The sequence below is a fragment of the Amycolatopsis sp. NPDC039088 genome (genome assembly GCF_055598845.1).
In genome coordinates this window covers 133,683-157,083 of record NZ_JBVKAE010000001.1, presented here as the reverse complement: position 1 = coordinate 157,083, position 23,401 = coordinate 133,683, and the positions used below count along the sequence as shown (strand labels likewise).

23 protein-coding genes and 1 pseudogene are annotated in these 23,401 nt (G+C 66.7%); 9 read left to right on the top strand and 15 right to left on the bottom strand.

From position 1 onward, the window contains the following. Nucleotides 1–39: 39 nt before the first annotated feature. Both ACZ7KI_RS00680 and ACZ7KI_RS00675 read right to left on the bottom strand, forming a co-directional pair. Nucleotides 40–441 (bottom strand): hypothetical protein, encoded by a 402-nt coding sequence (locus tag ACZ7KI_RS00680; RefSeq protein ID WP_470271146.1) that lies wholly within the window; start codon nucleotides 439–441, stop codon nucleotides 40–42. Between the two features lie 178 nt (nucleotides 442–619). Then, nucleotides 620–1,513, bottom strand: coding sequence for an RNA polymerase sigma-70 factor (locus tag ACZ7KI_RS00675; protein ID WP_470271145.1), 894 nt, complete (start codon nucleotides 1,511–1,513; stop codon nucleotides 620–622). A gap of 177 nt (nucleotides 1,514–1,690) precedes the next feature. On the opposite strand from ACZ7KI_RS00675, the gene ACZ7KI_RS00670 reads away from it, so the two are divergent. Next, nucleotides 1,691–2,197: a carboxymuconolactone decarboxylase family protein gene (locus ACZ7KI_RS00670; RefSeq protein ID WP_470271144.1), complete on the top strand. Its 507-nt coding sequence runs from the start codon at nucleotides 1,691–1,693 to the stop codon at nucleotides 2,195–2,197. A gap of 5 nt (nucleotides 2,198–2,202) precedes the next feature. Beyond that, nucleotides 2,203–2,961 carry an SDR family oxidoreductase gene (locus ACZ7KI_RS00665; RefSeq protein ID WP_470271143.1) on the top strand — a complete coding sequence of 253 codons (759 nt, stop codon included), beginning with the start codon at nucleotides 2,203–2,205 and terminating at the stop codon, nucleotides 2,959–2,961. Between the two features lie 13 nt (nucleotides 2,962–2,974). On the opposite strand, the gene ACZ7KI_RS00660 is transcribed toward ACZ7KI_RS00665, so the two are convergent. Beyond that, the gene (locus tag ACZ7KI_RS00660; protein WP_470271142.1) at nucleotides 2,975–4,225 is read right to left on the bottom strand and encodes a lipase family protein; all 1,251 of its coding nucleotides are present in this window, start codon (nucleotides 4,223–4,225) and stop codon (nucleotides 2,975–2,977) included. A gap of 237 nt (nucleotides 4,226–4,462) precedes the next feature. Then, nucleotides 4,463–4,891 carry a MarR family winged helix-turn-helix transcriptional regulator gene (locus tag ACZ7KI_RS00655; protein ID WP_470271141.1) on the bottom strand — a complete coding sequence of 143 codons (429 nt, stop codon included), beginning with the start codon at nucleotides 4,889–4,891 and terminating at the stop codon, nucleotides 4,463–4,465. 85 nt (nucleotides 4,892–4,976) lie between these two features. On the opposite strand from ACZ7KI_RS00655, the gene ACZ7KI_RS00650 reads away from it, so the two are divergent. Then, nucleotides 4,977–5,492: a hypothetical protein gene (locus ACZ7KI_RS00650; RefSeq protein WP_470271140.1), complete on the top strand. Its 516-nt coding sequence runs from the start codon at nucleotides 4,977–4,979 to the stop codon at nucleotides 5,490–5,492. Between the two features lie 3 nt (nucleotides 5,493–5,495). Here the strand turns inward: ACZ7KI_RS00650 and ACZ7KI_RS00645 are convergent, their stop codons facing one another. Beyond that, a complete protein-coding gene (locus ACZ7KI_RS00645) occupies nucleotides 5,496–6,908 on the bottom strand; it encodes an alpha/beta hydrolase (protein WP_470271139.1) in 1,413 nt (470 codons plus the stop codon). A gap of 87 nt (nucleotides 6,909–6,995) precedes the next feature. Here ACZ7KI_RS00645 and ACZ7KI_RS00640 point away from each other — a divergent pair, with 87 nt between their 5' ends. Both ACZ7KI_RS00640 and ACZ7KI_RS00635 read left to right on the top strand, forming a co-directional pair. Further along, a complete protein-coding gene (locus ACZ7KI_RS00640) occupies nucleotides 6,996–8,066 on the top strand; it encodes a sensor histidine kinase (protein WP_470271138.1) in 1,071 nt (356 codons plus the stop codon). After that, the gene (locus tag ACZ7KI_RS00635) at nucleotides 8,063–8,713 is read left to right on the top strand and encodes a response regulator (protein WP_470271137.1); all 651 of its coding nucleotides are present in this window, start codon (nucleotides 8,063–8,065) and stop codon (nucleotides 8,711–8,713) included. The genes ACZ7KI_RS00640 and ACZ7KI_RS00635 overlap by 4 nt, the downstream gene beginning before the upstream one ends. Here the strand turns inward: ACZ7KI_RS00635 and ACZ7KI_RS00630 are convergent. From ACZ7KI_RS00630 to ACZ7KI_RS00620, 3 genes are all read right to left on the bottom strand, one after another. Continuing rightward, nucleotides 8,697–10,130, bottom strand: coding sequence for an MFS transporter (locus ACZ7KI_RS00630; RefSeq protein WP_470271136.1), 1,434 nt, complete (start codon nucleotides 10,128–10,130; stop codon nucleotides 8,697–8,699). The genes ACZ7KI_RS00635 and ACZ7KI_RS00630 overlap by 17 nt on opposite strands. 69 nt (nucleotides 10,131–10,199) lie before the next feature. After that, nucleotides 10,200–11,063: a helix-turn-helix transcriptional regulator gene (locus tag ACZ7KI_RS00625; RefSeq protein WP_470271135.1), complete on the bottom strand. Its 864-nt coding sequence runs from the start codon at nucleotides 11,061–11,063 to the stop codon at nucleotides 10,200–10,202. Nucleotides 11,064–11,550: 487 nt separating this feature from the next. After that, the gene (locus ACZ7KI_RS00620; protein ID WP_470271134.1) at nucleotides 11,551–12,543 is read right to left on the bottom strand and encodes a phage baseplate protein; all 993 of its coding nucleotides are present in this window, start codon (nucleotides 12,541–12,543) and stop codon (nucleotides 11,551–11,553) included. Nucleotides 12,544–12,665: 122 nt separating this feature from the next. On the opposite strand from ACZ7KI_RS00620, the gene ACZ7KI_RS00615 reads away from it, so the two are divergent. Beyond that, entirely contained in the window at nucleotides 12,666–14,642 is a 1,977-nt protein-coding gene (locus tag ACZ7KI_RS00615; protein WP_470271133.1) for a S9 family peptidase, read from the top strand. A gap of 143 nt (nucleotides 14,643–14,785) precedes the next feature. On the opposite strand, the gene ACZ7KI_RS00610 is transcribed toward ACZ7KI_RS00615, so the two are convergent. Together ACZ7KI_RS00610 and ACZ7KI_RS00605 are read right to left on the bottom strand one after the other, a co-directional pair. Next, nucleotides 14,786–15,838: a pectinesterase family protein gene (locus ACZ7KI_RS00610; protein ID WP_470271132.1), complete on the bottom strand. Its 1,053-nt coding sequence runs from the start codon at nucleotides 15,836–15,838 to the stop codon at nucleotides 14,786–14,788. Between the two features lie 106 nt (nucleotides 15,839–15,944). After that, the gene (locus ACZ7KI_RS00605) at nucleotides 15,945–16,799 is read right to left on the bottom strand and encodes an alpha/beta hydrolase (protein ID WP_470271131.1); all 855 of its coding nucleotides are present in this window, start codon (nucleotides 16,797–16,799) and stop codon (nucleotides 15,945–15,947) included. Nucleotides 16,800–16,919: 120 nt separating this feature from the next. Here ACZ7KI_RS00605 and ACZ7KI_RS00600 point away from each other — a divergent pair, with 120 nt between their 5' ends. After that, nucleotides 16,920–17,516, top strand: a complete 597-nt coding sequence (locus tag ACZ7KI_RS00600; RefSeq protein WP_470271130.1) for a TetR/AcrR family transcriptional regulator — start codon at nucleotides 16,920–16,922, stop codon at nucleotides 17,514–17,516. 130 nt (nucleotides 17,517–17,646) lie between these two features. Next, nucleotides 17,647–18,021, top strand: coding sequence for a hypothetical protein (locus ACZ7KI_RS00595; RefSeq protein WP_470271129.1), 375 nt, complete (start codon nucleotides 17,647–17,649; stop codon nucleotides 18,019–18,021). Nucleotides 18,022–18,133: 112 nt separating this feature from the next. Here the strand turns inward: ACZ7KI_RS00595 and ACZ7KI_RS00590 are convergent. From ACZ7KI_RS00590 to ACZ7KI_RS00570, 5 genes and pseudogenes are all read right to left on the bottom strand, one after another. Continuing rightward, nucleotides 18,134–18,496 (bottom strand): annotated as a pseudogene (locus ACZ7KI_RS00590) (nuclear transport factor 2 family protein); the annotation flags it as partial. 69 nt (nucleotides 18,497–18,565) lie between these two features. Continuing rightward, nucleotides 18,566–19,720, bottom strand: a complete 1,155-nt coding sequence (locus ACZ7KI_RS00585; protein WP_470271128.1) for a hypothetical protein — start codon at nucleotides 19,718–19,720, stop codon at nucleotides 18,566–18,568. Next, complete coding sequence (locus tag ACZ7KI_RS00580) at nucleotides 19,717–20,265, bottom strand: RNA polymerase sigma factor (protein WP_470271127.1); 549 nt, start codon at nucleotides 20,263–20,265, stop codon at nucleotides 19,717–19,719. The genes ACZ7KI_RS00585 and ACZ7KI_RS00580 overlap by 4 nt, the downstream gene beginning before the upstream one ends. Continuing rightward, complete coding sequence (locus tag ACZ7KI_RS00575) at nucleotides 20,252–20,503, bottom strand: hypothetical protein (RefSeq protein ID WP_470271126.1); 252 nt, start codon at nucleotides 20,501–20,503, stop codon at nucleotides 20,252–20,254. Before ACZ7KI_RS00575 ends, ACZ7KI_RS00580 begins: the two co-directional genes overlap by 14 nt. 762 nt (nucleotides 20,504–21,265) lie before the next feature. After that, nucleotides 21,266–21,880 (bottom strand): TetR/AcrR family transcriptional regulator, encoded by a 615-nt coding sequence (locus ACZ7KI_RS00570; protein WP_470271125.1) that lies wholly within the window; start codon nucleotides 21,878–21,880, stop codon nucleotides 21,266–21,268. Nucleotides 21,881–22,046: 166 nt separating this feature from the next. Between ACZ7KI_RS00570 and ACZ7KI_RS00565 the strand changes: the two genes are divergently transcribed. Then, nucleotides 22,047–23,399 carry an amidohydrolase family protein gene (locus ACZ7KI_RS00565; RefSeq protein WP_470271124.1) on the top strand — a complete coding sequence of 451 codons (1,353 nt, stop codon included), beginning with the start codon at nucleotides 22,047–22,049 and terminating at the stop codon, nucleotides 23,397–23,399. Nucleotides 23,400–23,401: the final 2 nt, after the last annotated feature.

Genomic DNA, 23,401 nt, shown 5'->3' with positions numbered 1-23,401 from the left:
CTGTGAACTCACCGGCACCCCTTCCGGGTGCCGGTCGAACTACGCCTTGACGCAGGCGACGATGACACCGATGGTCGCGTTCGCGGCCGTGGCGTGCGCGGCCGCGCTCGCCGCGGCGGCGGTGGCGGCAGCGGTGGTGAACGCGCCAAGGTTGGCGGCGGCGTCGTTGATCGCGGCGGGCGTCCCGGTGAGCACGCCCTCGGCGAACGCCTTGGCGGCGGCGGCAGCGGCGGCCGAGTCGACGACGTTGGCCGCGGCGGCGGTCGCCGAGTTCGCGGTGTCGACCGCGGCCGCGATGGCGGTGGCACAGCCGGCGGGAGGAGCGTTCGCCGCTGTCAGGTTCGTTGTGGACGCGGCGGCACTGACCGGCGCCATGGTCAGGATCGCGAGGACACCGACGGCGAAGGACGAGGCAGCGATACGGCGGAAGTTCATGGTCATGGCGGAACTCCTGAATCAGGATGAAGAACGAGTCCCGGTCGACCGGTGAAAACCGAACCACCGGAACAAAACCGGCTGAAACCGAACCGGCTCATACTCTTGAGTGGAGCACCGAACGAAGGTCGAATACGAAAAGGCACCCGTACGTGTCCGCGGTGAAAAACGAGGGGTGCCGATCTCAGCGGCTGATCGCGATTTCCCGTGTCACGCTCGCCAGTTTCTCCGGATTTCGTACGTGGTAGGCGCCGGTGACGTAACCGTTTTCGATCCGCACCGCCAGCACGCCGTCGATTTCCCCGTCGACCCGGATCAGCAGCCCGGGAGCGCCGTTGATCTGTACCGGCTCGACAGTCCTTTCCGCATCGCGTTTCCACCAGCCGGTGGACAGCAGGCGAGCGACCTTGTCCGCGCCGACGATCGGCCGAAGCAGCGCGTGTTTGATTCCGCCGCCGTCGGCGAGTGCGACGACGTCCGGCGCGAGAATGTCGAGCAGGCCTTGCAGATCACCGGTTTCCACCGCTGCCCGGAAGGCGGTGAGCGCGGCCCGGTGCTCGGCCGGGGAGCCGGAGCCGCGCGGTCTGCGCGCGGCGACGTGTGCCCGTGCCCGGTGCGCGATCTGGCGCACTGTCGCGGGCGTCTTGTCGACGGCTTCGGCGATCTCGTCGTAGCCGAGCGCGAAGACCTCGCGCAGCACGAACACCGCCCGCTCGGTGGGCCCGAGCGTCTCCAGCACCAGCAGCATCGCCATCGAGACGCTGTCGGCCAGCTCCACGTCCTCGGCCACGTCCGGCGCGGTCAGCAGCGGCTCGGGCAGCCACGGCCCGACGTAGGACTCCTTGCGCCGGTCGAGCGTCCGCAGTCGTTTGAGTGCCTGCCTGCTGGTGATCCTGACCAGGAACGCGCGCGGGTCGAGCACCGTGCCGAGGTCGACGCCCACCCACCGCAGCCAGGTCTCCTGCAAGACATCCTCGGCGTCGGTCGCCGAACCGAGCATCTCGTAGGCCACGGTGAACAGCAGATTGCGATGGGCGACGAACGCCTCGGTGGCCGAGTCGCCGGATTGTCCGCTCATCGCCGGTTCCCGCCTGTTCGTTCGTGACCGCGTCATATCCATCCGATCCCGGCGGACGCCGCTTTGTGACACCGGTGCACGGTGGTCTGCGTCACAAGGCAGGGTTGTCACAACAGGCGGGGCGCCGGGATCTCTTGAGCGTAACGACGCGAGACCACGAGTAAGGAAAGCCCAGCCATGTCCACGACTCCGACGACCGGCCCGCGGTCGCGTATGCCCAACCCCCTCCCGTTCGTCCCCGAGCTGGCGGAAGTCGCCGGGGGCCTGCACAACGTCCTCAAGAACGGCGCGCTTCCCCCGGCGACCATCAGTCTGCTGCAGCTGCGCGCCGGACAGCTCCTCGGCAGCACGTACTTCACCATCCGGGAAACGAAGAACCTCCGCGAACTGGGGGAGTCCGAAGAGCGCATCACCGCGGTGGCCACTTGGCGTGACGCCACCTGCTTCACCGACGCCGAACGGGTCGCACTCGAACTCGTCGAGGCGGTCCTCACCCCGAACCCGGCCGGTGAGCGCGTCCCGGACGCGTTGCACGCCAAGGCATCCGCGCTCTACGACGACAAGGCGCTGTGGACTCTCGTCATGGCGATCGCCCATATCGGGTTCTTCGCTCCTGCCGCGCTCATCGCCAAGCCGATCCCCGGCATGCCCCCGGGGCGGAACTACAGCGAAGAGGAAAGGTGAACATCATGAACAGCGCCAAATTCGCGGTGGCCGGAGCGACCGGGCGGCTGGGCCGCCACGTCGTCGACGTGCTCACCGAACGGGGACACCACGTCGTGCCCATGTCCCGGGCCACCGGCGTGGACATCATCACCGGCGAGGGTCTCTCCGACGCCCTCGCCGGGGTCGGCGTCATCATCGACGTCGCCTCGTGGCACGGCTCCGAAGAGGAGGCGGCGACGGAGTTCTTCCGCACGTCGGCCCGCAATCTGCAGGAGGAGGGCCAGAAGGCGGGGGTCACCCGGATCGCCGTGGCGTCCATCATCGGCGTCGAGAACGCCACCGCCGGTTTCGTCGCCGCCAAGAAGGTGCACGAGGAACTCCTCCGATCCGGCCCGCTGCCCGTTCGTGTCCTGCGGGCCGCGCAGTTCCACGAGTTCGTCGGTCAGCTCCTCGAGTGGCGGCAAGACGGCGTCGCCTACATTCCCGCGCTGCCCGCCCAGCTGGTGGCTTGCCGCACGGTGGCCGAGGAACTGGCCGACCTGGCCACCGCGCCCGCCGAGCCGGTGCCGGGTACGCCGATCCCGGAGATCGCCGGGCCACGCAGGGAAATCATGGCGGAGGCGGCCGGACTTCTCGGTGCCCGCCGGGGCATCAAGGTCGTCGGCATCGACGGTTCCCGTATCCCTGACGGCGAGATCGCCGCCAGGGGCGGATTCCTGCCGAGCCCGCACGCCAAACTGGCGGGCCCCACCTTCCAGGAGTGGCTCGACGCCCAGTCCTGAGCCGGGCAACTGATCAGAAAAGGCCGCAGTTACCGTTCCCGGCCCCGCCGGAGAAGGTCTTCTTCAGCCAATCCGTGGCGTCGCCGGAAGCGGCCGACATACCCAAGGCGTGGGAGAGGAAAGGGAGGAACGACGTGAGCTCCTTCCACTGCACGGTGGCACCTTTACCGCACCAGTCCTTGGCCATTTGCTTGCCGACGGCGGCCGGGATCACGTCGTCCATCGGGCCGTGCTCGACCATGACCGGCATGGTGGGTTCGAGGTTGCCGATCTTGTTCTCCGCGACGATGGCGTCGAACGGCGGTTGTGACAGGAACGTCGCCACCGGCTGACCGTTCTTGGTCATCGAGCTCGTCTGCTTGTACATGAACTGGAAGACCGCGTTGAGGGTGCAGGTCTGACGGGCCTGCAGGAACAGTTCGGCACCGGCCTGGTTCGCCAGGCTCATCAGGTTGGCCTCGGGGTAGGCCTGGTTGATACCGATCAGGGCGTAGCCGAGGAAGCCGAGGTACATGCCGCCGTCGAGGGACTTGGCCAGCACGGCCTTGTCCGCCGGTGGCGCCCCCGCATAGACACCCTTGATGTCCAGCTCGGGTGCGTAGGTGGACGCCAGTTCCGCCGCGGCCGCGGCCGCACTGCCTCCTTCGGAGTAGCCGGCGATGCCCACCGGCCCGTTGCCGGGCAAGCCGGTACCGGGCAGCCGTTGCGCCGCGCGGATCACGTCGAGCACGGTGTGGGCTTCGGACAACCGGTTCACGTACGGATGATCGCCGCTCCCGTCGACCCACGGTCCGATGTAGTCGGTCTGCGCCACGGCGAACCCGGCGCCCAGTAGTGCGTCGACAAAGCCGTTCTGGAAACCGGAGACCATGTCCGAGGAGCCCTCACCGGCCAAGGTCTTGGACGGCGCACACTGTGGACCCATGCCGAAGGTGAACGGCGCGTAGGCCACGATCGGCCGTTCGCCGGGACCGTTCCAAGGGTTGTCCGGCACCAGGACGGTGCCGCTGACGGCGACCTGCTTGTTCTTGTTGTCCTGGGATCGGTACAGGATCCGGGTCGCTTTCGCGCCTTTGTAGGTCGAGGGTTCGGATTTGAGCACGTCGCCGTTCTGGCCGGGCGGGAGCGGGGAAGGCGGGGAGTAGACCGAGGCCGTGGCGGCGCCCGCCGCGGGGGCGCTGATCGCCAGGGTCGCGGCCACGCCGGTCGCGAGCAGGGACGCGGTCATGGTGGCGATGAGGCCATGACGAAGAGAAGAGGACATGGGGCACTCCACACTGAGTCGGATAGCGAGATCGACTGATCAGGTGTCTGTCCGCGATGGCCGGTCACGGTGAACGGCGGAATTGTGTCCCACCCGCATGCCCCATGATGGAAACCGATCAGTCACCGACCGTCAATGGACAACTGTCGAGCGGTCTTCAAGTTGTCATGACGTGCCGGTTTCGCCGCCGCTGATTTGTCAAGCCAACGGCCCCGCGAATTGACGGTCAGCGGTTCATCAAGGGGTCGTATCGAGCCCCGGCGGTGTGTTCAGCGCATCCAGGAGCAGACGCGTGTCGCGGGCGTAGTCGGCATAGGAGACGCCGCTGCGTCGCACCAGGCCGCGGAATCGGCGCTCCAGCAGTTCGCGGCACTGCTCGACCATGCGCTTGCCTTCGACCGTGAGGCTCAACCGCCGCCGGTTTCCGCCTGCCGGATCCGGTTGCGCGTCGAGCAGCCCCATTCCGGCGAGTACACCCGTCATCCGGCTCGCCGACGGTTCCGAGACGCCCAGTTCCTCGGACACCGCTCGCTGCGTGGCCGCGCCCAGCTTGCCCACGATCAACAGTGTCCGGAACCGGCGGTACGAGAGTCCGTATTCGGCCTGGAGTATCCGGTCGGCCGACCGGTCCAGCCGGGCCGTCAACGCATGGAGATCGAAGCTCAAATCTTGCGGCACAAGGTACCTTAGCATGCTAACTTAGCTAGACAAGTCTCGACTGCGGGTCCGCCGGTCGCGAAAGGTGAAGCGCATGGTCCACCTCGCCCTGCTGGTCGTCCATATCGCCACCGGCACCGCCGGCCTGCTCCTCGGACCGCCGGCCATGCGCCAGGACACCCGGCGCTTCGCCGCCGCCGAGCGGTCCACAGGCGTCCTCAGCGCCTGGTATCGCGCGATGGTGCTCGTCGTCTGCCTGTCCGCGACCGGGCTGGTGATCGAACGCCGCGGCGACCTGTGGTGGCTGGTACCGGTCTCCGCGTTGACCTACGCCCTGGCCGTGCTCGCCAAAAGATCGGCGAGCCGTCGCCACCGCGCGTGGACCCACGGCTACGTCCACGGTCAGGGCGGCTCGTACATCGCACTGGTCACCGCGTTGATCGTGGTCGCACTCGTCGTCGACGGACCGGTCTCCGGCTCCGCCGAGCTGATCCCGTGGCTCGCGCCGACCCTGATCGGCACCGTCCTCATCGAAGTGTGGCGGCGTCGGCTGAGCGCGGCACTGGACGACTCCCGTCTTGCCGGCCCGCGCCCGCAAGCACCGATCTGATTCTCACGGTGCGAGTTCGGCCGGACAGACCGTGCCGGGCGGGGGCAGGGTGCCGTCGATGAGATAGGCGTTTCCGTGGCGGCGGAGACAGGTGTTGCCCAGCAGGTAGGCGGCGTGTCCGTCGCCGTGCCGGACCGAACGCGCCCGAGGGAACTGCGACGCGACGTTGTCCGCCCCGAGATGGCCGGTGTTGTTGTCGAGTTCGCCGATCGTCACCAGAACGGGTGGCGTGTGCGGCGCCGAAAGCGGGTGTGGCGGGTAGGCGGGCTCGCCGGGAATGCCGACACAACGCGCGAGTTCGTAGCGGCCTTCGATCCAGCCGAATCGCGGGGCGATGGCCTTCAACTGTCGTTCGATCCCGAGAAACCGTTGGTAGCCGGGCAACACCGGCATGAAGTCGTGGCACAGGGTCGCGCTCTGCACGGATCCGGGCGGCCCGTCCGGTGGGTACTGGAGCACGGTGCGAAAGTCGCCGAGGTCTCCGGCTCGCGCTTTGGCGATGGCTCGCGCCAGATCCGCCCAGCGAGGTGGGTTCATGCCGACGAGTGCACCGGCGAACAGGTCACCGGCCGAGTGGCCTGCCGACGCGACGAGGTCGTCCCAGGCTTTCGCGGCGTCCACGCCATACAGCGCGCAGGACGGCGTTCGCGCACACCAAGCGCGGAAATGCGACAACTGCTGTTCCTGCGCCTTGGCGTGGTCGGACAACCAGTCGAGGAGCCGGGGCCGCGTGTGGTCGGCGACGCCGTCGAGGTACAGCCGATCCAGCCGCGCTCCGAACAGTTCGGCGTACGCCTGCCCGTAAGTGGTGCCGTAGGAATTGCCGAAATACCGCAGTTTCTCCGCACCGAGGGCCGCGCGGAGAGCGTCCAGATCGTGCGCCATCTGCCAGGAGTTGAGACCCGCGAACGCCGGTCCGGCGGCCTGGCGGCAGCCGGCGTCGTACGCCGCGTTCTCCTCGGCGTGCGCCCGCCACGTGGCCTCGTCCTGTCCGCGCACCAGGCCGAGGATCGACGCCTGAGGACGCGGGCACTCGATCCGCCTGGCGTCCCGGCCGAGCCCGCGCGGGTCGAACACCACGACGTCCAGCCGTTCGGTGAGCTGATCGAGCCAGCTCTGAATCGGCGCCGACCGCGGGCCGACGATCGCGGCCGTGCTGTTGCCCGCACCGAGGTTGGCCACCACCGTGCCCGCCCGGCGAGCCGGATCCTTCGCCGGCACACGGACCACGTCGACAGTGGTCGACGGGCCCGTCCGATCGGTCCAATCCGCCGGAACGGTCAGCACCGCGCACTGCGTGCCGTTTCCACAGTCCCGCCAGTCCAGTGCCGGCGCCGCGGCGGCCGACGCGGGAGGCGCCACCAGCGTCATCGTCAGCAGCACGGCCGCCGCACCGGGCAGACTTCGGTTTGTCATCCGAGGCGATCCTTTCTAGGGTGCCGCCCACGTTGGCAGCGGGAACGCGAGCGGCGCGTCTGCCGTCCGGCATAGAACGGGGAACCGATGAACAGATGGCGAGCGCTTCCGGCGGAGGCGCAGGACGTCGTGATCGCTGTGGGCGTCTTCGTCGTCTCGCTCGGGCTGCCCGCACTCGACGGGAAACCCCTGACTCCGGCAGTGGCGTTCTGGACGTTCGCGACCTGTGTCCCGCTGCTCGGACGCCGCCGGCTGCCGCTCACCTCGGTGGCGCTCACCGGGGCTTCGACGCTCGGTTCGCTCTGGCTCGACACGGCGGTCCCACCGTGGCCGGTGCTGGTCGCGGTCTTCTCCGCCGCGTATCACCTGCGCGGTCACCGCGTCCTGCTCGCGGTCGTGGCCACCGCTTGGCTGCTGGGAGTGGCGCTGTCGCGCGGCGGCCCGCTGGTGCCGTCGGATGTGCTCACCTCCGCGGGACTCGCGGTGCTGCCGGTCAGTCTCGGCTACACGTTGCGGTTGCAGGCGGATCGGGCGAAAGCCTTAAGGCGGCTCGTCGAGTCCGAGGCGGAACGGGCACAGGCGCGCGAGCGGAATCGTGTGGCCAGGGACGTGCACGACCTCGTCGGCCACCACTTGAGCGCGATCCGGCTGCGGGCGCTGGGTGGTCGCAAGGCGGGCGGCGGCGCGGACGAGGCCTTGGCCACCGTCGCCGAACTGGCGGGGGAGGCACTGGGCCAGGTGCGCTCCCTTGTGGACGTCCTGAGGGTAGACGAGGCTCCCGGACTGTCCGAAGTGGACGTTCTCGTCAGCCGATTACGGGGTGTGCTGGGGATGTCCGTCGTCCGCGACCTCCCGGGAGCCGAGCCACCGTTGCCCGTCCAGGCCGCCGCCTACCGGATCATCGAGGAGTCGCTGAGCAACGTGGCCCGGCACGCGTCGGCGAACCGGGTCGAGGTCCGGCTCGTGGCAGCGGACGGGGATCTGGTGGTGACGGTGGACGACGACGGCCAGGACGTCGTGGAAACCTTGGAGGGCAACGGAGTGCGTGGCATGCGTGAACGGGCCGCGGCGCTGGGCGGCAGCGTGCGGGCCGGTCCGCGCGACGGCGGGGGCTGGCGGGTGCTGGCGAGGATCCCGTGGAACGGAGGAGGCGCGTGATCAACGTGATCGTCGCCGACGACCAGGACGCCGCCAGGGAAGGAATGCGGCTGCTGCTCTCCGGTGAGCCGGACATCGAGGTGATCGGCGCGGCCGCGGACGGCACCGAACTGCTCTCCCTCGCCCGGCTTCGGCGGCCTGACGTGGTGATGACGGACATCCGGATGCCGGGAATGGACGGCATCGACGCCATCAGGAGACTACGGCTCCTCGAACCGGAACCCGCCGTGATCGCGGTGACCACCTTCGACCTCGACGAATACCTCTTCGGTGCATTGCAGGCCGGCGCGGTCGGCTTCGTGCTCAAGGACAGCGCACCGGAACTGTTCGTCGACGCAGTCCGCCTCGCCCACCGCGGGCAGGGGCTGATCGATCCGCAGGTGACCCGCCGCCTGGTGACCCGCTTCGCACGGACGTCGCCGCGGCCGGCGCCGCCGGAACTGGCGCTTCTCACCCCACGCGAGACGGAAGTCCTGCGTGGTCTCGCCCGCGGCCTCGCCAATGCCGACCTCGCTGACGAGTTAGGCATCGCGGCGGGCACGGTGAAGGTCCATGTGGAGCGGATCCTGGCCAAACTCCAAGTCTCCACCCGGGTGCAAGCGGTGATCCAGGCGCACAAGTTCGGCTTGGTCACCTGGGACGATTGACACCGTCCTGTGTGGACCGCAGAGCGAGCCACAGCAACGCTCCTGCCCCGATCAGCGCGATCGCGTCGACGGCGATCGCGACGTGGATGGCGGACAGTTCGATGCCGGGTCCGGTGCCACCTGCCGCGGCCGCGGTGAAGACCGCGCTCATCAGCGGAATGCCGATCGCCATACCGACCTGCTGGCTCTGTGTGGCCATCCCGGTCGCCATGCCCTGCGAACCGGTGTCGACCGAGGAGGTCGAGATGACCATGAACGACAGCATCGCCAGCATCGAGAAGATCGCGTTGACGAATTCGGCGGCGACCAGGATCGCGAGCCAGCCGTTGGTCGCGGCCATCCAGATCCCCGGGAGCATGAACGCGCCCTGGCCGATCAACGCGACGCAGAGCATGGTGCGCGGCGAGACCCTGGCAAGGATCTTCGGCCCGATGCCGCCGCCCAGGATCTGCCCGATACCGATGCCGAGCAGCACCAGACCGGCGACGAACGACGAATGGCCGAGGACGTTCTGGACGTACAGGGCGGTGAAGAAGATCAGCGCGGTCTCACCGCCGAAGATGAACAACGCGGCCAGGTTGCCGAAGGCGACGTCCGGCCGCTTCAGGATGGCCACCGGGACGAGCGCGTCCTCGGTCCGGCTTTCCACCATCCAGAAGGCGATCAGCAGCACGGCGGCGAGGACCAGCGAGAAGACCGAGACGGTGTCCAAACCGGACTCCGCGGCACGGGTGATGCCGTAGATCCCGCCGAACAGGCCGGTCGTGATGAGGACCGCGCCGGGTACGTCGAGCTTCTTCCGGTTCTCCGCCTTGCTTTCCGGAACCACCGTCGGGACGACGATGATCGCGGCGATCGCGACCGGGATGTTGATGAAGAACGCCCAGCGCCAGGAAAGCAGGTCCGTCAGCACGCCGCCGAGGATCGAGCCGACGGTGAAACCGGAGCTCATCATCACGCCGTTGAGGCCCAAAGCCTTGGTGCGCAAGGTAGGTTCGGTGAAGGCGATGGTCAGCATGGCCAGCGCGGACGGGGTGATCGCGGCGGTGGCGAGACCCTGCAGGGTCCGGGCGACGAGCAGCAGCGCGGGGGTGTCCGCGATCCCGCCGACGACCGACGCGGCCGCGAGCAACGCCATCCCCGCGACGAAGATCCGCCGCCTGCCGAGGTAGTCGCCGACGCGACCGAACACCAGGGTGCAGCCGGCCGCGGTCAACGCGAACATGGTGGTGATCCATTGCAGGTCACCGGCGAAGAAACCCAGTTCCGCGCCGACGCGCGGCAGTGCGACGTTCAGCACGGAGAAATCCGCGGCCAGCATGAATTGCGAGGCCAGCAGGACCACCAGAACCATGAGCTGGCGGCCGGTCATGCGGGCCGGCCGCGCGGGAGCGGCAGGAGCCGTATCGGTCGTCATGCCGCCAGGTTCGAGCCGCCGAAAGGATTTAGCCAGCCCCCTGCCGTGACTACCACTGGCAGTACCAGGCTAATCCGCGGTCGGCTCCCGACGCAGATCCACCGCGAGCAGCTTCAACGCCGCCTCGTGCGGCGAGTCCGGTTCCGCGTGGTAGAACTTCAGGATGTTGCCGTCGCCGAGTTCGGCGGACTGATACATCAGGTCGAGTTCGCCGACCACGGGATGCCGGAAGGTCTTCGTCCCCACCGTGCAGTTGCCGACGCTCTGACCGACCCACAGCTTCGCGAATTCCTCGCTGCCCATGGTGAGTTCACCGATCAACTCGGCGAGCCGGGTGTCGTGCCGGTGATTCCCCGCGATGTAGCGCAGGTAGGAAACGTTGTACTCCGCCTCTGCCGACCAGTCCGCGTACAACGAGCGCACATTCTCGTCGAGGAAATTGAGCTTGATGATGTTCGGCCGTTTTTCGACGGTTTCGGGATCCGTGAATTTCAGATGCGAGGCATACAGTTTGTGGAACAGCGAATTCCACGCCAGGATGTCGCACCGGAAGTTCAGTACCGCCACCGCCGCGTCGTTCAGTGCACTCAGCAGCATTCGGGTCTGTGGTTGCACTTCGTCGGTTTTGGGCGGCTTGACCGGCTGGGCAGGCGCGGCGGTCCCGATCTTGAGCAGGTACTCCTCCTCGTCGGCACTCAGTTCCAGCGCCCGCGCGATGGCCGAGAGGACCTCCGGCGACGCGTGCGCCGTCTGGGCCTGCTCCAGGCGGGTGTAATAGGTCGAGCTGACCCCCGCCAGCGCCGCGACCTCTTCGCGCCGCAGGCCCGGGACACGCCGCGTACCCCGGCGGACCAGCCCGAGATCACCAGGCTTGGTCCGTTCCCGCATACGACGCAAATAGCCACCGAGGTCGGTGTTCACATGCTCCGGCATGCAGTCATTGAAGGTGGCAGGCGAAACTCGGTCAAGGACTATCGACTGTGATCCTCGTAAGAGGTGACACACCTTGCCGGGTGGTCTCAGTTGGGCCTGGAAACCCCCGCGAAACCAAAAGGCTCATGGCGGTGTGGTCTGTCGACCGAGAAGGCGCAGACGCTGCTCATCTCGGTCGTGGCGCAGGTTCGGCCTCCGCCACGACCAAGGGCAAGATCTATTGAGAGATGAAGTCAAACGTGGCTCAGTGTCAGGGTTGGTGTGGCCGCCTGTCGCGAAAGCCACTTTCGGGCATGTGGTGTCTTGAAAGTGGCTTTCACGACACGAGCAGCGGGCACCGGCTTCGAGGGAACGCGCACCGCAGAGGCGCCGCCCCGGAGGGCGGTCACGACCTCGGCGGCAAGGCGCACTCGGTCATCGTCAGCAGGCGACCATCACCGTAACCAGCGCCGCCGCTTCAGTGGTTTCCGCGCGTCCGGTCGTGGCTTCAGTCGATGAGGACGTTCTTGTAGAACAGGTTCGCGTAGCGGTTGGGATTGTCCATGCTGCTGCGCGAACCGAAGCCCAGGTACAACCGGGTCTCCCCGGCCAGGCTCCGGTAGATCCCGAGTCCCTCCGGCTCGCGGAACACCAGCGACTCACCCGCCTTGGTCAGCGCGCGGCTCTTCACCTTGCCGGTGTTCATGTCGATGCACGTGACGTAGGAGTTGATGTCGGCGGGGTTCTCGTGGCCCGTACCGTCCAATGTGTACAGATACTGGCCGTAAATGGTGTACCCCTGGAAGGTCACCGGCTCGGTGGCCAGTGCGGGCTGCGGGAAATGCGCCAGCGGTGCGCCGAAGTCGCCGGCGGCGGCGGACGCGAGCGGGTAGACGCTGATGGTCATCTTGCCGCTCTCCTTGCGGCGTACCGCGATCCGCTTGTTGATCGGATCGGTGGCACAGGTGATCGTGTCGCTGCCGGTGAGGAACTTCTTCACCGACGGCGTGCCACCGTTGACGAACTTGAACCTGGCCAGTGCCGTCCCTCGCCCGTCGCCGGTGGGTCCGTCCGAGTCGCATTCCATCCAGATGTAGGAGTCGGTGCCCACCGGTTCGACGCCGATCGACACACCGTGCCCGGCGTTGTTGAGGTGCATCGAGCCCTGGATCTGCCCGGAGAAGTTGACCTGGGTGATGCACAGGTCGTCCCCGGTCCCGCCATCGCGGGCGTTCACGATGAAGATGCGCACGTTCTGGTTGTCGAACGCGAAGCCCTGCATCACGTGGTGTGACTCGTGCAGGATCTTGCCGCGGAACTCGTCGTAAGACGGCTCGGTGAGGTCGAAACGCTTGGACACCGGCATCGCGGTGATCGCGGCCGAAGCCGGTCCGGCGAATGTGGCGCCGGCGCCGAGCAGTGCCGTCGTCGCGGCGAGTCCACCACCCATGCGCAGCAGTGAACGTCGAGAAACGAGCTCCCGGGGTACTTGCTCGGACATGAGCGCTCACCTTCGTCGAATTACGCGGTCCGACCGAAAGTTCTTCAAGCCCGTACAAGATCCGTACAAAGGCGGCCGCGATCACCTTCCCCTTAGGATCGGGGGGCAAGGGGGGAGACACCATGGAAGACCTGGAGACCACAGCCGCCTACCGCGAGGTCGCCGAACACTTGCGTGCCTTGCACGAACCGGCATTCGGTCGCCCGCACGCGCTCCGGGAACCGCACGTGACCCGCGACGGCGGACGCGCGGTGGTGACCGGCGCGGTCCTCGACGAACTCACCGGGCTGCCGAGGACCGCGGTGTACGCCGCGGTGGACGGGGAGCTCCGCGCGGTCTCGGCAGGACGGGAATCGGCGCGGTGGGCGCGATTCTCCCCGGACGGCGGCACACTCGCCTTCCTCGCCGATCGCCGCGAGCCCGGTGTGTTCCAGCTGCATCTGCTCCGGGGCGACGGGCTCGGCGAGGCGGTGCCCGCGCCGGAGGCTCCCGGCACCGTGGAGTACTTCCACTGGTCTCCCGATGGCCGCTCGGTCCTGCTCGGCGTCGCCGGGCTCGGCGCGGACCGTTCCAGTGGCGAGGGATCGGGTTCGAACAGCCGTCGGAAGACGGAACGGCCGTCGTGGTTCCCGCAGGTCGAGGACGAGACCACCGGTGACTCGGCCTGGCGCGGTCTGTGGGTCTACACGCCGGCGACCGGCACTCTGAGCCGGTTGTCCCCGGAAGGCCTCAACTGCTGGGAAGCAAACTGGAGCGGGCCGGATCAGGTCGTCGCGATTTCGTCCGGCGAGCCGGGGGAGGACGCCTGGTACTCCGCGTGGTTGAGCCTGCTCGACTTCGGCGGTGAGGTGCGCAAGCTGCTGGCCGGCCCCGTGCAACTGGCGCTGCCCGCCGGTTCCCCGGACGGGGCGCGGGTGGCGGTGATCGAGGCCGTGTGCAGTGACCGCGGTGTGGTCGCCGGCGATCTGCTGCTGGTCGATCCGGCCACCGGCGCGGTACAGCGGATCGACACGGCGGGCACCGACGTCGCCCAGGTCGAATGGCTCGACGCGGACCGGCTCGGCTACCTCGGGCAACGCCGGCTCGACTCGGTCGCCGGGATCGTCGACGTGCCGGGTGGCGCGGTCCGGGAGGTGTTCGCCACGGAGTTGTCTTGCAGCGGCGGCACCTTCTACCCCACAGGCGCGTTCACCGCGGACGGCCGGGTGCTGACCGTGCAGGACTCCTACTCCCTCCCGCCCCAGCTCGTGCTCACCGGAGAGAGCGGCGACCGAGTACTCGCTTCGACCGCTCATCCGGGTACCGACTACCTCCTGTCAGTCGCGGGCAAGGCCGAGGTGATCACCTGGACCGCACCCGACGGCCTCGACATCGAGGGAATCCTGTGCCGTCCGGAGGGGGAGGGGCCGTTCCCGCTGGTGGTCAACGTCCACGGCGGACCCATTTGGGCGTTCCAGAACTGCTGGTCGATGCGCTACCCGTGGGTTCCGCTCCTGGTCGCGCAGGGCTACGCCGTGCTGAATCCCAACCCGCGCGGCAGCGGCGGTCGGGGCCAGGAGTTCGCCGCCCGCGTGGTCGGCGACATGGGCGGCGCCGACGCCCACGATTTCCTGTCCGGAATCGACGCGCTGGTCGAACGCGGCATCGCCGACAAGGAACGAATCGGCCTGATCGGCCGCAGCTACGGCGGGTTCATGTCGTCTTGGCTGGTCACCCAGGACAGCCGCTTCGCCGCCGCGGTCCCGATCTCCCCGGTCACCGACTGGTACAGCCAGCGTTTCGCGAGCAACATCGGGTCCTGGGGTGACCGATTCCTCGACGGCGACCCGGAAATCCCGGGGACCCTGGTGCACACACGCAGCCCGGTACTGCACGCGAGCAAGGCCCGTACCCCGTGCCTGAATGTCGCGGGCGCGCTCGACCGCAGCACGCCTCCTGGGCAGGCCAGGGAATTCCACCAGGCCCTGCGTGCCCACGGCGTACCCTCGGCGCTGGTGATCTATCCGGAAGAAGGCCACGGTGTCCGGGCATACCCCGCGCAGATCGACCTCCTCGCGCGGGTCCTGCGGTGGTTCGACAAGTACCTGCTCGCTCCGTGAAACCGGCCCGGCTCGCTCCTCGATCGCCGAGCCGGGGCGACGCCGGCGATCGAGGCGATCCATTCGTGCCCGCGTGGCAGCCGAACTGGACCAGCGTTGTGCCGTTGGCGACCTAGGCCGCCCGCAATCACGACATGTTTGGCTTACCCCTCAACAGAAGTGTGGCGCCGAAACTCAAGCTGGCGCTGGGGACGCCAGTCGCCCAGGTAGCTGCCGACTGTGTACTTCGCGGCCTCCGCGGCGGTCAACTGGGGACGGTCTACTCCCGTCCCGGCACCTGGCCCGGTGTTGCGGTATTCCTTGAACCGGGCGTCCCGCCAGGAAAAGCCCGACATGTCCGTCCACGGTGCCTGCTTGATGGCCGCGGGCAGCGCTGTCTCACGGATGACGAGCTGAGCGACGGCGTTCTTGTCGCCACCGGGATGCCATGGCCTGCCGAGGAAGTACGTGCCCGCCCTTGCGTCGCTCGTGATCTTGCTGTTGACGATGAGGAAGCCGTAGGGATTGTCCGAGCGCGTGCTCGGTGCGGCCAGGTAGCCGTTGGGATTCTGCCCTCGGTCCAAAGCCGTGATGGTGACCTGGTCGAATACTGCGGTGGCGCGACCGAACAGGAAGTCGACGTCACCCGTGATCGTGGACCTGGTGAAGTATTGCCGCGCCCGGACGCCGACGGCCGCGGTGTCGGCGTAGACCGTGTCCTGGTGACCGAGGAATCGGCTGTTGTCGAAGAGCATGCGATCGCCGGTCGCCTTCAGCGCGACCGCCTGGGTCGCGGTGATCTCCGGGTGCGCGGCTCGGCTGAACGAATTGCTGAAGGTGATGCCACGTGCCGTGAAGTCGCCGGCGGCGATCGTCACCGTGGCGCTGCCGCTGGTCCCATAGGTGCTGCCGTCCGGTTTCCTGGTGCCGGACGCGTTGTCGTAATCGATGATCACGTCGGCGGGATTTCCGGTCGTGCCTAGCAGGGTGAGCGGCTTCTTGTCGGCGGGGATGTTCACCACCTCGCGATACCGGCCGGGCTTTATCTTGATCGTATAGGCCGTACCGGATGGAATGGCGTTGATCGCCGCCTGGACGGTCGTGTGGTTCCCCGAACCGTCCTTCGCGACCGTGATCACGCCGGGAGCGGCGGTCGCGGGCTCCACGGCGAATCCGACGAGCAGTGCTGTCAGTGCGAGTGCTGTTGTCGCGCTCAACGGTGCTCCTTGCTGCGGCGGTCATCGGCGAGAAGGGAATGCGGGAAAGCGCTTTCCCAAAAGCGTAGGGAGCCCGCTTGGTGATGTCAACGCCGTCTGCGTGCCCTTACCGAGACCGGCAAGTCCTGAGGTAGCTGAGGAACGATGCCTGCAGGCCGGTCACATGCGTTTCGCGCAGGATCGCGCTGGTGACGGCCTCGCCGCGTGAGGTGAGGCGGTGAAGGACGGTGGCCGTGTTCTTCGTGAGGTTTTGGTAGATGGCCAGGTCTCCGAGCAGCTCTTGCTCGTTGAGGGTCACGTGCAGCTTGGTGCCCTGCTGCCGGTCGCCCATCTCTTGGAGCTGGGCGAAGATCCGGCTGTCTTCACCGGCGACGCCGGGGCTGCCCGCTCCGATGCTCTCGAAGAGCGTGGTGCCGGTGAGCCAGGTGTAGAGGCTGAAAAGGCCGCCGTAGGAGTAGCCGAAAAGGCCGTGGCCGCTCGTGGCTGTGCCGTAGTCGCGTTCGATCCGCGGGTGCAATTCCGCGGTGAGGAAGCTCAGGAACACGTCGGCGTGGGTGTCGCGCAGTTCGGCGAGGTAGGCGTCGGATTCCTCGCGTGTCCTCGCGCCCGCTTGAACGCCCATCTCCACGGCATCGATGAGCTCCTTGGCGATGGGCTCGCCGGGTGGCACGAGATCCCTGTTGCGCAGCCGATCCCAGTGCTGCGCTTCTTCGCCCGCGTAGCCGACGCTGACCTGGATGTAGGGCTGGATCCGCTGCATGGGGTCCGCCTGGGTGACGATGAGCGGAGCCGTCATGCCCACGGCCCAGTTGCCGTCGAGCACATACACGGCGGGCGCTCGCGTCGTGGCGGGGTCGTAGCCCGGTGGTGTGGTGACCCAGACGCCGTAGTCGTTCCCCCCGCTGGAGCGCATCTCGAAATAGTCGGTGTCGGCGAGGCAGCCGTGCCACATGGTGCTCATCGGAGGTCCTTTACAACATGTCCGTTTTGGACGACGAGTACGGCGTTGGCGGGGGCGGCGAAGAGCTCCCGATCTTCGAGCGGGTTGCCGCCGGTCTTTTCCAATGGATAAACTGCGGGAGTGATCTTGTCAAGCACGGAACACACCGGCGACGCGCGCGAGCGCCTTCTGGCTCGGCTTCTCGACGCCTTCGACGAGGCCCTTCCCGCGCCGGAGGTGTCACTCCGTGAGGTCGCCGCCCGCGCCGGGACCAGTCACGCCCTTCTGCGGTACCACTTCGGGTCGCTTCCGGGCGTGTTGGCGGCCATGCTCAAGGCGCAGCGATCCCGGGACAACGAGGCGCTTTTCGAGGCCGCCGAGCAGGGCACCTTCGACGACCTCGTCGTGGCGATCTGGCGGACCTACACCCGCCCGGGGCAGCTGTCGCGTGTCCGCGGCTTCTTTCACGTCGTAGGTCTGGCCGCGTACAGCCCGGAGAACTTTCGTGAATTCATCGACTCACTCGACGATCTGACCAAGATCCTGGCCTCGCTGGCGGAACGCGAAGGGCTCGATGCCGACGAAGCGCTGACCACGGCCACCGTCACCATCGCCGCGATTCGCGGCCTGCTCCTCCAAGAGGTCCTGAATCCGGGAGTTCACTCTGAGGGCGCGGTCGCCTTGATTCTGCGCATGAGCAAGGGTGGATCCGTTCCTCAGGCACATCCGGGGCCTTGAGCGGGCAGCCGTTTCATCAAGTTTTCATCGTCGCGTACCAGTCTGAGTGCCATGCGTGGCCGGGCCGACGAGGGCGGCGGCCGAGCTCGCGCGGCGCGGCGAATTCAGGCCGGAGGATTGGGGAGTGATCGTGGGAATGGGACGCAAGGACAAGGACGGCTGGACCGTGGAGACGTCACCTGATGGCAGTCTCAGTCGTTGGAGGGTCGATCCGGGCAAGGTCGCCTGGTTCGAAAGCTGCCAAGGCGATTTCTACTCCGACCAGCAACTGGCCGCGCTTTCCGAGGATGCCCGCGTCCGGAAGATGACACGGTTCGAGTACCTCAGCTGGGTGTGCGGGCTGCCCACCGCGGAACTGCACAAGTACCGCGACATGGTCATGGCCGGCGACGGCGGGCCGAACTTGCCCGTGTTGTACGAAGCATGGTTGACCGCGCAGAGCATGGTGCGGGACGTCCAGATACTTTTCCGGGGCTTGCCAGGCGAACCGGATCAGTGGGCGTGAACCGGAGTCGCCGGCCGGCCTGGCTCGCGTGAAGTCCGTGAAAGCCTCCTTCCCTACTCTCAAGGTAGGGAAGGAGGCCTTCACGGACTTCCCGGAGGTTCGGCCGCCAGGGTCAGACGTCGATGCTCAGGGGATCCCCTTGGGTCAAGACGACCTCGATACGGCATCGCGTGATTCGCCAGCCGTCCTCGGTTCGCCGGGCGGCGACGCGGTACTTGCCACCGGCGTCCTCGTGCGTCATCGGATCCGACGCTTTCGGGAGGTGATACGCGAAGACGTAGGCGAGAATTGTCGCGTCATCTTCGTCGATGTCGATGTACATCTGGTCCAACTGGTGATGCGTCGCTTCATAGCGGGTGCGTAAATCGCGCTTGGGGCCGTCGGTGATCGCTTGTCGGCCACGGCGGACTTCGCTGCCGATCTCCATCACGGCGTCTTCGGTGAACAGCACACCGAAGCCGTCGAAGTCCCGTTCGTCGAGCGCTCGCGGAGGTCCGGGGTGATGTCAATGGATCTTCTCGTCGTTGCAATTGCCATGTGCGGCTCAAGAATATGTGGGAGTGTGGATGCGAGGGTCTTGCCGGATCTCGTAGATGCCAGCTTCGACTTCTGTCGAAGCTGCTCGGATCGAATACTCCCATCCGGGGGGCCATCGAGTATTCGTTGTCCACCGGATACCCTCCAGTGACACGTCATTCAAATTGAGAGCCGACAAATCGTCTCCGGCGAAGTTCGTCAGGGTCTCGTTGATGTGGTCTATCGCGGATACGAGCGCGGCTGCGAACGAGCGATCCGGGGCATGTGTGCGAACAAAGTCGAGATCGTGACTTAAGGCATTGGTCAGTCCGGGATCGTTGCGTGCGGAATTAAAGGCTTCGCTGAGTGTGAGTTCGAGGATAGGGAGTCGACGCATGTCTTCAAAAAGTTGGCGCGTGTGGTTCTCTGCTGCAACGAGCGCTTGCGTCAGCGCGTTGATGTGCTCAAACCCTCGGTGGAGTGCATCCTGGCTGGACTTGCCGATGTTCTCGACAGTGATCAAGTCTACCTGCCGACGAACCTGGCGTTGGGCTTCCTCAAGCTGCTCCGACGTTAGCAGCAGTTCCCTGGCCAGACTTGACAGCGACATCCCTGTCTCGAGGGAGAGTTCAAGGCCTCGGACGGTTTGCAATGCGTTGTCGAGAGTTGGTTCGATGGGGAGCGCGAACATGTGCACGGCGTTATTGGATTTTATCCTCGCGGTGAGATCGATAGCGTGCTCAATTTCCGTAAGGGCGTGGTCGCGCTGCGCGAAGACTTGTTCAGGGTTGTGAGCCTGCGCAGCGGTGCGGACGTCGGCGAGTTCGCGGTGAGGAAATAGAGTCCGGATCTCTAAGCGTCGGCCGGGAGAACTCCCGGCCAGGTTCATCGCGTATGTGGCGACCAGTGACCCGGCTACAGTCGGTTCAGAGAGTTCGGCGGCGGATTCTCGGTCAGGCTCCGGTGGGGACTTCGGTACGATGGCGTCAAGGCCGGCCTCAATGTCAAGCACTTTCGTGAGTGCCTGACCAAGGCGCATTGCTTCGCCGGCATGCTTGACATCGCGTAGTCCGGTGTCAGGGTCGAGGATCTCGCTAAGTGCCTCGTCAAGAGAGAAAAGGCGGGACTCGACCCACTCGTTGAGGATCTGCTCGTCATGCTCAGGGTGAGGGGTTCCGGTCATTGGTCTCCCCCCTGTTCGCGGATGTGCGTTGACAGTGCGCGGCGCGCCTTCTTGAGGTTCGCACGAACCGCGGTGGGCTCGATAGCGAGTTCGCGAGCGATCTCAGTTGGCGTGTACCCGTAGAGAGTCCAGGCCATGACCTGTCGTTGGCGTGGCGGCAACAAGCTCAGTAGTCGAACGACTTCCTGGGTTTGTTCCCAGCCTTCGATTCCTGTCGTGCGAAGCAGCGGCGAGGGGGTGGGAACCTCTTCGGTGGGTTCCTCGACGGCCGTCATCTTCCTGATCAGAGCACGGGAAGCAACCCGGTACGACCATGCACGAGGATGGTTGATCGTGCGCCAGCGTTGGTAGGCCTGGGCCATCGTATCCTGGGCGATATCCGCGGCGTCGCTCAACCGAGCTCCCTGTACCAGTAGGAAGCCGACCAAACCTTTGACGTTCTCGCGATAGAAGGCGCTGAACTCGAGTTCGACTTGGGTCGCTTCCAAGCCGCGAGCCGCTGCGTCTGATCGAGTCGGCGCCTCGGCCCAGTCAGGATCGGTCATCGTCCTCCTCGGCGAGCTCGGTTGGCAGGGCGCTGATGCAGATCCTGAGCCGGCTGCCATCGTCGCGAATATCGTCGAGGGTGATTGTGCCCTCGGGAGGAAGGCGCGCCGCGAGGGCCTGCAAGGTTTCCTGATGCCGTCTGTCGTGCGCTGCTTGCCAGCGGAGCCGCAGCGCCAGTGCGGCCAGGGGAATCAGCGCTCCCACCAGGCCTGATACGAAGGTCAGTGTGGGGGACATCTGGTTCTCACCGCTTTCTGAAGGGCTGTTGACAGAGTTAAGAGGCTGCGGCGGGCTCGAGCGTGAACCCCTTCCGTGAACTTCTTCGTGTCATCTCATCCGAGGCCGGTCTGTCGCAGGTGCTTCGAATCAACAAGGGTGAGTCCTCACGCGTGGTCGGTGTCCTACGCCGCCCAGCCGGGTACCCACCCAGCTCAAGGGGATCTTGAGCGTGGAGATCATGGCATCCAGCACAGACAATCCTGGCAAGACGAGGACGGCCCGGCGTCGGGCCAAGCCGTTACCAGGGACTGGCTGGAATCAGTTAGCCGGAGGGTTCTTGGTTCGAGTCGTAGCGGGGGAGCACAAAGCCAGGTCAGGTGGCCTGGGCTTCTTCGTGTTCGGGGTGGCGGGGCGATTTAGTATTGATTTCGACAGTTGTCCAGTGATCGGGCGTTGCCGTATCTGTTGTGATCGTCGGTGGCCACGTGGGGAACGACGCCCGTAGACCCGAACGCCTCGGCGCGTCCGGTCGAGTGAGATCGATAAAAAGCGGTGGTTAGGGCTCTCTGTCGTGGGACACACTCGCTTTGTGAACACCAACCGACTCGTCAGGTCATCGGATATGTGCTGTTCCGGCTACCGCGTGACGAGGTGGTACTGACCCGGCGTGCTCCAGATCTGCTCCAGGAAAATTTGTGTGAGAGTCGGGTCTGTTAGTGATAGTCGTGAGTGAATGCCGTCGCCGTGGACGCGAGTTGGAGCGTGCGGCTGCAGGGTGGTTCAGGGTGCGGCGTCGACGAGTTTTGTGATGGTGCGTGGGTTGACGCCGCAGATACGCAGGACGCTTCTGGCGAGCACCGTGGTGGCGTCGGTGAGCGTCATCCGGCCGGCGCTCACCGAGTCTCCTGCGGCGTGGCCGAGGGTGATGACGGCGGTGGCGAGCCATGAGGTGTCGAGGTCGTCGGCGAACTCGCCGGTTTGTTGGCCTCGGGTGAGTAGTTGGTCGAGGTGGGCGAACACTGCCTGGTGGCGGTTGTCGTCCGCTTCGGGGTCGGCTGCGGTGGTGGTCGCGTTCATGAGTTGCGGGTGGCGCTGGAGTGTTCGCCAGCTGGCGTCGAGCAGGCGGAGCAGTGCGGCCGCTGCGGGTCCTTCGTCGAGGTTGGCGGCGTCCATTTCGGCGACCGCTTCGTCGGTGATCGTGTCGATCACCGCGTTGAGGAGCGCTTCACGAGTCTTGAAATGGGCATAGACGGTCTGCCGGCTCACCCCCGCCGCTGTCGCGATGTCCTCGATGCTCGCGTGCGGTTGGGCGGTGAGGATTTCCTTGGCCGCCCGCAGGATCGCGCTGGTGCTGCGGGCGGCGTCGGTGCGGCGTCGCCTGCGCCGTGGCGCCATTGGCTCTGACACGTTGTCAAGTCTAACCATCCTCGCTATGTTTGACAGCGTGTCAGAGATAACGAGTGAGGTTCCTCGACGTGACGTGTTGCGAGCGATGGCGGTGGCCGGCGCGGCGGTGACGGGTATCGGTGCGGGTAGCGCCTCTGCGGCTACGGGAGAGCGAATGGTCGCGTTGACCGGGGTGACGGTCATCGACGTCACCGGTCGTCCGCATCGCCGGAACGCGACGGTGCTCATCCGCGGGGAGCGCATCGTCGCGGTGGGACATCGGGTGGGGATCCCGGCGGGTGCGGAGGTCGTCGACCTGCCTGGGAAGTTCGTGATCCCGGGGTTATGCGACGCGCATGTGCACAGCCTCCCGGTCGAGGAGATCTCTCCGCCGCTGTATCTGGTGAATGGGATCACCACGGTGCGGGAGATGTCCGGCACGCCGATGCTGCACGAGTGGCGTGACCGCGTCGAGCGCGGTGAGTTGCTCGGGCCGCGGTCGGCCATCGCGAGCCGCATCGTCGACGGCGCGCCCACGATCGGCGATCCGTCCGTGTTCGTCGAGGTCGCCACCGCCGAACAGGGCCGCCAAGCCGTCCGCCAGGCCAAGCAGGAGGGCGCAGACTTCGTGAAGGTGTACTCCCGGCTGTCCGGCAAGGCGTATCGCGCGATCGCCGACGAGGCGCGCCGGCAGCGGATCCCGTTCGCCGGGCACCTTCCCGACGCGGTGCCGCTGGCCACAGCCGGCGCGGCGGGTCAGCGCAGCATCGAGCACCTCTATGCGACCTGGTACGACACCTCCACCCGGGAGACCGAACTGCGTGCCAGGATCGCAGGGCTGACCTTCGCCCAGGGCGACTATCTCGCCTGGATGCGGGAGACCCACCGGTTGGAATGGGACGCGGCCACCAGCTACAACCCGAGGGAAGCGGCGACCGTGTTCGCCGCACTGGCCCGCACCCGGACCCGGGTCGTGCCCACACTGTCGGTGTACCAGGTGCTGGACCGGCCGGAAGAGATCGCGCTCACCGACGGCCGGCTCAAGTACGTGCCGGTGTCCACAGTGGAAGGTTGGCGGTGGGCGTTGGAGAATGTCATCACAGCGGGCCGCACGCCGAAGGAAACCGCGCAGCGGCACGAGTTGCTGGAGCACCGGTTGGCGTTCGTGCGCGACCTGGCCGAGGCCGGGGTGCCCGTAGTCGCCGGGACCGACGGCGGGGACGTGCCGTTCGTCATCCCCGGATTCGGCCTGCACGATGAACTCGCCCTGCTCGTCCGCGCCGGCCTCTCGCCCCTCGACGCGCTGCGGACCGCGACCATCGAGCCTGCCCGCCTGCTCGGCCTGGACGACTCGCTCGGAACCGTCGAGGCGGGCAAGGTCGCCGACATCGTCGTCCTGGACGCCGACCCGCTGGCCGACATCCACAACACCACCCGCATCCACACCGTCCTGACCAGAGGACGGGTCATCACGCCGGCACAACGAGCTCGCATGCTCACCGACATCGCGGCCGCGGCCGCTCGCTGAAC

Coding starts and splice junctions, on each gene's coding strand:
- ACZ7KI_RS00680 (WP_470271146.1), bottom strand. CDS start 441: ATGACCATGAACTTCCGCCGTATCGCTGCCTCGTCCTTCGCCGTCGGT.
- ACZ7KI_RS00675 (WP_470271145.1), bottom strand. CDS start 1,513: ATGAGCGGACAATCCGGCGACTCGGCCACCGAGGCGTTCGTCGCCCAT.
- ACZ7KI_RS00670 (WP_470271144.1), top strand. CDS start 1,691: ATGTCCACGACTCCGACGACCGGCCCGCGGTCGCGTATGCCCAACCCC.
- ACZ7KI_RS00665 (WP_470271143.1), top strand. CDS start 2,203: ATGAACAGCGCCAAATTCGCGGTGGCCGGAGCGACCGGGCGGCTGGGC.
- ACZ7KI_RS00660 (WP_470271142.1), bottom strand. CDS start 4,225: ATGTCCTCTTCTCTTCGTCATGGCCTCATCGCCACCATGACCGCGTCC.
- ACZ7KI_RS00650 (WP_470271140.1), top strand. CDS start 4,977: ATGGTCCACCTCGCCCTGCTGGTCGTCCATATCGCCACCGGCACCGCC.
- ACZ7KI_RS00645 (WP_470271139.1), bottom strand. CDS start 6,908: ATGACAAACCGAAGTCTGCCCGGTGCGGCGGCCGTGCTGCTGACGATG.
- ACZ7KI_RS00640 (WP_470271138.1), top strand. CDS start 6,996: ATGAACAGATGGCGAGCGCTTCCGGCGGAGGCGCAGGACGTCGTGATC.
- ACZ7KI_RS00630 (WP_470271136.1), bottom strand. CDS start 10,130: ATGACGACCGATACGGCTCCTGCCGCTCCCGCGCGGCCGGCCCGCATG.
- ACZ7KI_RS00625 (WP_470271135.1), bottom strand. CDS start 11,063: ATGCCGGAGCATGTGAACACCGACCTCGGTGGCTATTTGCGTCGTATG.
- ACZ7KI_RS00620 (WP_470271134.1), bottom strand. CDS start 12,543: ATGTCCGAGCAAGTACCCCGGGAGCTCGTTTCTCGACGTTCACTGCTG.
- ACZ7KI_RS00615 (WP_470271133.1), top strand. CDS start 12,666: ATGGAAGACCTGGAGACCACAGCCGCCTACCGCGAGGTCGCCGAACAC.
- ACZ7KI_RS00605 (WP_470271131.1), bottom strand. CDS start 16,799: ATGAGCACCATGTGGCACGGCTGCCTCGCCGACACCGACTATTTCGAG.
- ACZ7KI_RS00585 (WP_470271128.1), bottom strand. CDS start 19,720: ATGACCGGAACCCCTCACCCTGAGCATGACGAGCAGATCCTCAACGAG.
- ACZ7KI_RS00580 (WP_470271127.1), bottom strand. CDS start 20,265: ATGACCGATCCTGACTGGGCCGAGGCGCCGACTCGATCAGACGCAGCG.
- ACZ7KI_RS00575 (WP_470271126.1), bottom strand. CDS start 20,503: ATGTCCCCCACACTGACCTTCGTATCAGGCCTGGTGGGAGCGCTGATT.
- ACZ7KI_RS00570 (WP_470271125.1), bottom strand. CDS start 21,880: ATGGCGCCACGGCGCAGGCGACGCCGCACCGACGCCGCCCGCAGCACC.
- ACZ7KI_RS00565 (WP_470271124.1), top strand. CDS start 22,047: ATGGTCGCGTTGACCGGGGTGACGGTCATCGACGTCACCGGTCGTCCG.